This is a genomic window from Psychroserpens sp. AS72 (genome assembly GCF_038900375.1).
Taxonomy (GTDB): Bacteria; Bacteroidota; Bacteroidia; order Flavobacteriales; family Flavobacteriaceae; genus Psychroserpens.
In genome coordinates, this window is the sequence record NZ_JBBMRC010000010.1 from 133,388 (window position 1) to 141,975 (window position 8,588).

The 8,588-nt window shown below is 32.6% G+C and carries 6 protein-coding genes and 1 tRNA gene; 5 read left to right on the plus strand and 2 right to left on the minus strand.

The window, feature by feature from the left end:
- The first annotated feature begins 25 nt into the window (after window positions 1–25).
- Together WNY78_RS15905 and odhB are read left to right on the plus strand one after the other, a co-directional pair.
- Window positions 26–2,782 (plus strand): 2-oxoglutarate dehydrogenase E1 component, encoded by a 2,757-nt coding sequence (locus WNY78_RS15905; protein WP_342874205.1) that lies wholly within the window; start codon window positions 26–28, stop codon window positions 2,780–2,782.
- 62 nt (window positions 2,783–2,844) lie between these two features.
- Entirely contained in the window at window positions 2,845–4,119 is a 1,275-nt protein-coding gene (odhB, locus tag WNY78_RS15910; RefSeq protein WP_342874206.1) for a 2-oxoglutarate dehydrogenase complex dihydrolipoyllysine-residue succinyltransferase, read from the plus strand.
- A 932-nt stretch (window positions 4,120–5,051) separates the two neighbouring features.
- Here odhB and WNY78_RS15915 read toward each other — a convergent pair.
- A complete protein-coding gene (locus tag WNY78_RS15915) occupies window positions 5,052–5,687 on the minus strand; it encodes a response regulator transcription factor (RefSeq protein ID WP_342874207.1) in 636 nt (211 codons plus the stop codon).
- Window positions 5,688–5,751: 64 nt separating this feature from the next.
- Window positions 5,752–6,192, minus strand: coding sequence for a retropepsin-like aspartic protease (locus WNY78_RS15920; protein ID WP_342874208.1), 441 nt, complete (start codon window positions 6,190–6,192; stop codon window positions 5,752–5,754).
- A gap of 203 nt (window positions 6,193–6,395) precedes the next feature.
- Between WNY78_RS15920 and WNY78_RS15925 the strand changes: the two genes are divergently transcribed.
- The 3 genes from WNY78_RS15925 (at window position 6,396) to WNY78_RS15935 (ending at window position 8,341) form a co-directional block, all read left to right on the plus strand.
- Complete coding sequence (locus WNY78_RS15925) at window positions 6,396–7,163, plus strand: TatD family hydrolase (protein WP_342874209.1); 768 nt, start codon at window positions 6,396–6,398, stop codon at window positions 7,161–7,163.
- Window positions 7,164–7,166: 3 nt separating this feature from the next.
- Window positions 7,167–8,198, plus strand: coding sequence for an asparaginase (locus WNY78_RS15930; protein ID WP_342874210.1), 1,032 nt, complete (start codon window positions 7,167–7,169; stop codon window positions 8,196–8,198).
- Window positions 8,199–8,256: 58 nt separating this feature from the next.
- Window positions 8,257–8,341, plus strand: a tRNA-Ser gene (locus WNY78_RS15935).
- Window positions 8,342–8,588 lie beyond the last annotated feature (247 nt).

Consider the following 8,588-nt stretch of genomic DNA (forward strand, 5'->3'; position numbering starts at 1 on the left):
AAGCGAAAACGACATCAACCATTTTATGGATAAATATTCTTTTTTAAACGCAGCACATACAGCATACTTTGCTGATTTATACGACCAATACTTAAAAAACCCTGATTCTGTTGAGCCAAGTTGGAGAGCCTTTTTTCAAGGTTACGATTTTGGTAGCGAAAGCTATGGCATGGAAGATGACATTGTAGAAGGTGTTTCTACACAAGTCCCTGAGCATGTGCAAAAGGAATTTCAAGTTGTAAAACTTATAGATGGTTACAGAAGTCGTGGTCATTTATTTACCAAAACAAATCCTGTTAGAGATCGTAGAAAATATGAGCCAACATTAGAATTAATAAATTTTGGATTATCAAATTCAGATTTAGATACCACTTTTAATGCTGGTGAGATTTTAGGGATTGGGAAACAATCACTTCGAGAAATCATTAGACATCTAGAAAGCATTTATTGTGATTCTATAGGTGTTGAGTATATGTATATTAGAAATCCGTTAGAAATTCAATGGATTCAAGATAAACTCAATATTAATGATAATCAGCCTAAATTTTCTTCCGAAGAAAAAAAGCATATTCTTAGAAAACTAAACGAAGCGGTTTCATTTGAGAGTTTTTTACATACTAAATACGTAGGCCAAAAACGATTCTCATTAGAAGGTAATGAGTCGTTAATTCCTGCTTTAGATTCTTTAATTGAAAATGCAGCACAGCATGGTGTTAAAGAATTTGTCATGGGAATGGCACATCGTGGTCGATTGAGTACACTTACCAATATCTTCGGAAAAAGTGCCAAAGACATATTTAGTGAGTTTGATGGAAAAGATTATGAGCAAGAAGTTTTTGATGGAGACGTTAAATATCACTTAGGATGGACGAGTAATCGCAAAACTGAAGGTGGACACGAAATCAATCTTAATATTGCACCAAATCCGTCACACTTAGAAACGGTTGGAGCAGTTGTTGAAGGGATTGTAAGAGCAAAACAAGACGATAAATATCCAGATAATCCATCTCAGGTTTTACCAATAATTGTACATGGTGATGCTGCAATTGCAGGTCAGGGACTCGTTTATGAGGTTGTACAAATGGCACAATTGGATGGATACAAAACAAATGGTACGATTCATATTGTAGTCAATAATCAAATAGGTTTTACTACAAATTATTTAGATGCGAGATCAAGTACTTATTGTACAGATGTTGGTAAAGTTACCTTGTCGCCAGTACTTCATGTTAATGCTGATGATGCAGAAGCAGTAGTGCATGCCATGGAATTCGCACTTCATTTTAGAATGAAATTTAAGCGTGATGTTTTCTTAGACTTATTAGGCTATAGAAAATATGGTCATAACGAAGGTGATGAGCCTCGTTTTACGCAACCAAAATTATATAAAGCCATTGCAAAGCATAAAAACCCTAGAGATATTTATGCTGAAAAATTAATTGCTGAAGGGATAATTGATAATGATTTTGTATCTCAATTAGAAAAACAATACAAAGATAAACTAGAAGAAAATCTAGAGGATTCTCGTAAAATAGATAAAACGGTCATTACGCCTTTTATGGCAGATGAATGGGAGAATTATAATACAGTAATTGAAGATAAAATGCTTCAATCTATTGATACAACGTTTTCAAAAGATGGTTTAGCTAAAATCACAAAAGTGATTTCTAACTTACCAAAGGATAAGAAATTCATTCGTAAAATAGAACGTTTGGTTCAATCTCGTCAAAAGATGTTTGATGAAGACAAGCTGGATTGGGCAATGGCAGAGCATTTAGCTTATGGTACATTGTTAGAAGAAGGTTATGATGTTAGAATCTCTGGTCAGGATGTAGAACGTGGAACGTTTTCACATAGACATGCTGTAGTAAAAGTTGAAGATAGTGAGGAAGAAATATTATTACTAAATCAAATTAGTGATAAGCAAGGACGTTTCTTTATCTATAATTCATTGCTTTCAGAATATGGCGTCGTAGGTTTTGACTATGGTTACGCTATGGCAAGCCCAAAAACATTAGTGATTTGGGAAGCACAATTTGGAGATTTCAGTAATGGAGCTCAAATAATGTTAGATCAGTACATTTCCGCAGCTGAAGATAAATGGAAACTTCAAAACGGATTAGTCATGTTATTACCACATGGTTATGAAGGTCAAGGAGCAGAGCACTCATCTGGACGTATGGAGCGTTATTTGCAATTATGTGCCAAAGATAATATGTATGTAATGGATTGTACAACGCCTGCAAACATGTATCACTTATTACGTAAGCAGATGAAGGCACAATTTAGAAAACCTTTGATTGTTTTTACTCCAAAAAGTTTATTGCGTCATCCATTAGTAGTATCATCTGTTGATGAATTTGCTAACGGAAGCTTCCAAATGGTGATTGATGATGAAACAGTAAAAGCAGATAAGGTAAAAACGTTAGTGTTTGTTACAGGTAAATTCTATTATGATTTGCTAGAACAAAGAGAAGAACTTAAAAGAGATAATGTAGCATTGGTAAGAGTTGAACAATTATTTCCTTTACCAGAACAACAAATTAAAGAGGCTATTGCTAAGTATAAAAATGCAGACGATATTGTTTGGGCTCAAGAAGAACCAAGAAATATGGGAGCATATAGTCATATTTTGATGCATTTAGATGAAGCCAAAACATTTAGAGCAGCAACACGTAGACCTTATGGTGCACCAGCAGCAGGAAGTAGTGTGCGTTCTAAGATACGACACAAAGAAGTGATTGATTTTGTTTTTGATAAATCAAAAAACAATCAACGCTAGATTACAAATAATTGATATAAAATAGAAACGGTTACAAACGCTTAAAATAAAATTACAGAACGATGATTTTAGAAATGAAAGTTCCTTCACCAGGAGAATCAATCACAGAAGTAGAAATTGCAGAATGGTTAGTTGCAGATGGAGATTATGTTGAAAAAGATCAAGCCATTGCAGAGGTTGATAGCGATAAAGCTACATTAGAATTACCTGCTGAAGCAAGCGGAACAATAACGCTCAAAGCCGAAGAAGGTGATGCTGTTGCGGTTGGAGCTGTTGTGTGTTTAATTGACACAGCTGCAGAAAAACCAAGTAGTGATGCAGCAAAAAACACTCCAGATACATACAATGGAGGTGATGAAGGCGGAAATTCTAATGCTGAAAGAGATTTAGCTAAAGATCAAAAAGCTGTTCCAAATAAAGAGAATCACGAAAAAGCACCTAATCCTGCTCAAAAAACGTATGCCTCAGGAGTTGCGAGTCCTGCTGCAAAGAAAATACTTGCAGAAAAAGGAATGGATGCTAAAACTGTTTCTGGTTCAGGAAAAGATGGACGCATTACAAAAGAAGATGCTGTAAAAGCAGTACCATCTATGGGAACTCCAACTGGTGGAAATCGTGGAAGCTCTCACAGTAAAATGTCAATGTTACGTCGTAAAGTAGCAGAGCGTTTAGTAGAAGCTAAAAATACCACTGCAATGTTAACGACATTCAATGAGGTTGATATGTCACCAATTTTTGCATTGCGTAAACAATATAAAGAAGACTTTAAAGCAAAGCATGGAGTAAGCCTTGGGTTTATGAGTTTCTTTTCTTTAGCAGTTGTAAGAGCACTAAAAATGTATCCTGCTGTTAACTCAATGATTGACGGTAAAGAAATGCTAACCTATGATTTTGTGGATATTTCAATTGCAGTATCAGGACCAAAAGGATTAATGGTGCCAGTAATAAGAAATGCCGAAAATTTAACTTTTAGAGGTGTTGAGTCAGAAGTAAAACGTTTAGCGCTTAGAGCTAGAGATGGTGATATCACAGTTGATGAAATGACAGGTGGTACTTTTACTATTACAAATGGTGGTGTTTTTGGAAGTATGTTATCTACACCAATTATCAATCCACCACAAAGTGGAATCTTAGGGATGCACAATATTGTAGAACGTCCTGTAGCAATTGATGGTCACGTAGAAATTAGACCAATTATGTATGTCGCTTTATCTTACGATCATAGAATTATTGATGGTAAAGAATCTGTAGGTTTCCTAGTAGCAGTTAAAGAGGCTTTAGAAAATCCAATCGAGTTATTAATGGATAACGATGTGAAGAGAGCTTTAGAAATGTAAAATTTTCTTTTCTTCGGAAATATAAAAACTAGCGCAATCCATCTTTTGGATTGCGCTTTTTGCTTTTTAGTTCAATTATAATAGCATTTGAATTTTGATGTTAGAGCAAATAAAAAAGCGCAACCTATAAATAGAATTGCGCTTTTTCTCCCTAATAAAAATAACTAACTAACTAAAAAAAATTTACAAGAATATTAATTGATATTATTAAAATGGCGCTAAAGATTAAGCCTGCAATAAATATTCTATTGGTAAGACTTTGTTTATTTTTCATCGTTTCCATTTTTCTATATTTTAAATTATACTTTTTGATTTAATAAAACTCTGGGATTATGAAGAGTCCCAGAGCCTTATACCCTAATTAATTAATAGAGTTACTCTAAAAAAATCCCTCTAATCTTAATAACTCTGGTGTAAAATTCGTCATTAAAGCAACACCAAACAATACGTAGTTCTACGTATATTTTGATTTTAAAGTGTTAAAGTTTTGATTTTTAAACACAAAAAAGCTCTAAACCAAAAGGCTTAGAGCTTTAATCCTTTGTAAAAAAGGAAATTGATTAATAGCATTACAAACTTCGGGATTAAATGTTTATCAAACAATACGTAGAACTACGTATATTTTGCTTTTAGAATGTTAAAGTTTTAATATTTAAAAGAAAAAACTCTAGATCTTGATGACCTAGAGTTTTTTGATAAATTAAATTCTCCCTTAAGAAATTAATAACAGTGTAAAAATCTGTATTTAATCTAGATAAGGCAATAGGTATATATACCTGTTTTTAATAAAAAAACTCTGAATTGTTTAACAACCCAGAGTTTAATTTTCTAATTCTCCCTATAAGAATTAATAGATAGACAAATATCTGTGTTAATTCAAAGTGGGTCAATACGTAGTTCTACGTATATTTTGATTTCAAAGTGTTAAAATTTTATTCATACTTATGTAAAAACTCTTCATGCGCTTTAGCGTATAAAACAATACTATTGGCTTTAGATTCTAATTTGAGCTTCGTTCGTATATTACTTTTGTGTTTTTCTACAGTTCTATCAGATATAGATAAATCACAAGCTATTTCTTTGGCTGTTTTGTTATCTGCGATACGTTTAAGTATTTTGATTTCTGTGTCTGTCAATGTTTTTAATGCCTCAGGTATTTTCTTAATTTCAATGTATTCTATAAGTTCTGGACTAAAATAATGGTACTCTCTTAATACACAAGATATGCAGTATTCTAATTCAGCAATAGCAAATTCTTTTAAGATGTAACCGTAAATCCCTAATGATTTTGCTTTATTATAAATGTCTTCGCTTTTTTCAAAAGTGATTATAATTATTTTGGTATCAATATTAGCTTCTTTGCATTTTTCTGCAACTTGTAAACCAGTAAGGATAGGCATTTGAATATCTAATATGGCAATATCTGGCTTGTGTGCATTGATAAGTGTAAATGCTTCTTTGCCGTTTTTTGCACTGGCAATGACGTTAAACTCTTTTTCTAATAAGAAGTCTTTTAGACCTTTTAAAATAAGAGGATGATCATCTGCTATAACGATTGAAGTTGACATGTTGCTATTAATGTGAGGGATTTAATTTTAAAGATAATGGATTTTACCATTATATGGCATTTTCCTACAGTTTTAAATACAAGTATTTTTTTTCGTAATCAATAACTGCCTTAGATTTTTTTAAAATATCTGCACCAATAATACCATCTACTGGTTGAGCATTATGAGCAGTTAATGCAGTATTAACATGTGACAAATTAAATAAAACCAAAACTACTTTGTCTTTTTTCCATTTACCAATCTTAATTGTGTTTTTCTTAGATAATTGAGTTATCATATCAGTTGCTCCTGCTCCTGCAGCTTTAATTTTGGAGTCTTTTGCAATGAGTTTAAATGTTTCAATAGCTTCAAAGCCAACGCAAGAACTAGATGCACCAGTATCTAAAATAAAGTTTCCTTTCACACCATTTATCGTTGCTTTAATTTCAAAATGATTGGTTTTGGTGAATTTTAATTTGATTTTTGTGTAACCTTTATTTAATAGGTACTCTTGTAAAGTTTCCATTACTCTATATTTTATGCAAATATAATTCTATTATTTTGCAGAGCCTATCTTAGGTTTTAGTTCTCAACCGATAAGTTTTGCTTTTGTGCTGTAATGAAGTTGGTTTTTATTAGCATAGTTTCGCTACGGTCATAAAAAAGAACAAAATTAGATTACAAAATGGTAATTTTGCAGGGAGAACTAAAACCTAAGATAAGTTCATAATGATAATTACAGACACACACACACATTTATATAGCGAAGCTTTTGATGGTGATAGAAATGAAATGTTGCAACGTGCTATTTCACAAAATGTTTCTAGATTTTTTATACCTGCAATAGACTCTACTCATACTGAGTCTATGCTAAAATTAGAGAGAGATTATCCAGAACATGTTTATTTAATGATGGGCTTGCATCCTACATCTGTTAAAGATAATTATAAATCTGAATTGCAGCACGTAGAAGACATGTTTGCCAAACGATCTTTCTATGCTGTAGGTGAAATAGGTATTGATTTATATTGGGACACTTCAACATTAGAGATTCAAAAGGAAGCTTTTAAACATCAAATTAATTTAGCAAAGCAATATAATTTACCCATTGTTATTCACTGTAGAGAGGCTTTTGATGAAATTTTTGAAGTATTAGATGAGGTTAAGGATGATAAGCTCTTCGGAATTTTTCACTGCTTCACAGGAACATTAGAACAAGCACATAAAGCTATTTCTTTCAACATGAAATTAGGGATCGGAGGAGTTGTAACGTTCAAAAACGGAAAAATAGACCAGTTTCTGAAGGAGATTGATTTAAAACATATTGTTTTAGAGACAGATGCTCCTTATTTAGCACCAAAACCATACAGAGGAAAACGTAACGAAAGTAGTTACATCATTAAAGTCGTTCAGAAATTAGCTGAAATTTATAATGTTTCCGAAGAAAAAATTGCCGAAATTACCACTCAAAATTCTAAAGATATCTTCGGAATATAGTTTATGGCAACACATCAACCTAACATATTATTAGTATATACAGGCGGAACCATTGGGATGATTAAACATCCAGAAACTGGTGCACTAAAGTCTTTTGACTTTAATAACCTTCTAAAAAAAATTCCCGAACTTAAATTATTAGACTGTAATATTGAGACAATTTCTTTTAAAGAACCTATAGATAGTAGTAATATGAACCCAAAATATTGGATTCAAATTGCTGAAATAATAGAAAATAATTACGACAATTTTGATGGCTTTGTTGTGTTGCATGGTAGTGATACGATGAGTTATTCGGCTTCGGCATTGAGTTTTATGTTTGAGAATTTGGCAAAACCAATCATATTTACAGGATCACAATTGCCAATTGGAGATTTGAGAACAGATGCTAAAGAGAATTTAATTACCTCAATACAAATGGCATCTTTACAAAAAGGAGGCAAGCCAGTAATTAGAGAAGTAGGATTATATTTTGAGTATAAGTTGTACCGCGGAAATAGAACGGTAAAAATAAATGCCGAACATTTTGAAGCCTTTGAGTCTCTAAATTACCCACATTTGGCAGAATCTGGTGTTCATCTTAAAGTTGGTTATAATGATTTGTTTAAACCAAATATTCGTAAAAAACTAGTTGTTCACAAGAATTTTGAGAATGATATTTTATTGATTAAGCTATTTCCAGGAATTAGTGAATCGGTTTTAAAACCTCTTTTTGAGATTGTACATATAAAAGGTATCATATTAGAAACCTATGGTGCAGGTAATACAACAACTGAACCTTGGTTTATTGATATGCTAAAAGTGACCATAAAACGAGGAGTGCCAATTATTAATGTAACACAATGTTCAGGAGGTAGTGTTTCTATGGGACAATATGAGACGAGTACACAATTAAAATCTATAGGTGTTATTTCTGGGAAAGACATTACTACAGAAGCTGCATTAGCTAAATTAATGTTTATGTTAGGGGAAAAGGTGTCTTTGAAAGCGTTCAGAACTATTTTTGAAACCTCTTTACGAGGAGAGATGTCCTAGAAAATTACAATTACCTTTTTTTAATATAATATGAGTTGTATGTTTGCAAACTCAAAATAGAGAGGTGGCCGAGTGGCTTAAGGCGCACGCTTGGAAAGCGTGTATACTTCACGGTATCGAGGGTTCGAATCCCTTCCTCTCTGCAAAAGGAAACCTGCAACGCTAGTTGCAGGTTTTATATTTTAAAATAGTGGCCAAGCCAAAGGCTTGAAGCCACTATTTTAAAATATAAAACCCAACATCTATTTAGATGTTTAGGTTTCTATGCTTGTACAAGAATACAATTTAGGGATGGACGAAGTCAATCCCGTTTAGGCTTGAAGCCACTATTTTAAAATATAAAACCCAACATCTATTTAGATGTTTAGGTTTCTATGCTTGTACAAGAAT

Bases quoted from the DNA above. Each gene is read 5' to 3' on its own strand.
- WNY78_RS15905 (WP_342874205.1), top strand. From the start codon at position 26: ATGGATAAATATTCTTTTTTAAACGCAGCACATACAGCATACTTTGCT.
- odhB (WP_342874206.1), top strand. From the start codon at position 2,845: ATGATTTTAGAAATGAAAGTTCCTTCACCAGGAGAATCAATCACAGAA.
- WNY78_RS15915 (WP_342874207.1), bottom strand. From the start codon at position 5,687: ATGTCAACTTCAATCGTTATAGCAGATGATCATCCTCTTATTTTAAAA.
- WNY78_RS15920 (WP_342874208.1), bottom strand. From the start codon at position 6,192: ATGGAAACTTTACAAGAGTACCTATTAAATAAAGGTTACACAAAAATC.
- WNY78_RS15925 (WP_342874209.1), top strand. From the start codon at position 6,396: ATGATAATTACAGACACACACACACATTTATATAGCGAAGCTTTTGAT.
- WNY78_RS15930 (WP_342874210.1), top strand. From the start codon at position 7,167: ATGGCAACACATCAACCTAACATATTATTAGTATATACAGGCGGAACC.